The following is a 702-nucleotide window of genomic DNA, read 5'->3' as shown; positions in this document are numbered from 1 at the left end:
AAGTTGTATTGTAAATTAAGGAGTATTTTTTATGTATATTAAAAAAGTATTTTTATCATTAATAGTTTTATCGATATTTTTTGTATCTTGTTCAAACACAAAAACTACTAACTCTTCAGATTCATTAGCTTATCTTCAAGGCGGTGAAGGTGAATGGGTTTTAAAAGTAGATGATTTTACAATAAATCAAACTAATTTTAATAAAGATTATAAAGTATTCTTAAACTCTATGAAAGCACAAGGAGCAACTCCTGAACAAATAGCTATGATAGAGAGCGATAATAGATATAAACAAAACTACGCAGAAGATTTAATTAACCAAATACTTTTGCTAAAAAAAGCAGAAACAGATAAATTCTTTGAAACAGAAGAAGCTAAATCTACAATAGATGCTACTATCAGAAATATTAAAGCTCAGTACTATTATCAAAAATTAATAGAACAAGCAGCAAGCAATGTACCAGCTCCAACTCCAGAGCAAGCTAAAGCATTCTTTGAYCAAGCAAAAGACCAATTACAATTAGCTCAATATGGTATCACAGAATATAATACTCAAACAGCTCCATATATAGCTGATATTTATAAAAGAGTTTATGCAGAACAAAAYGTTCAAAGAGAAATTATTGATTTAAAAGACAAAGCAGTAATAGAAAGAAACAATGCTGTATTAGGAGAACCAACTATAGTACCTCCTACTACTAT

Annotated in this window: 1 protein-coding gene; it reads left to right on the top strand. The window is 28.4% G+C overall.

Annotated elements, in window-relative coordinates:
* Positions 1-31 precede the first annotated feature (31 nt).
* The coding region (locus GQX97_RS13355; protein ID WP_157152299.1) for a SurA N-terminal domain-containing protein at positions 32-702 on the top strand (671 nt) is incomplete at its 3' end.

Source organism: Brachyspira sp. SAP_772 (assembly GCF_009755885.1).
Taxonomy (GTDB): domain Bacteria; phylum Spirochaetota; class Brachyspiria; order Brachyspirales; family Brachyspiraceae; genus Brachyspira.
The sequence above is the reverse complement of the archived record's forward strand: the minus strand, read 5'-3'. Positions and strand labels throughout refer to the sequence as shown.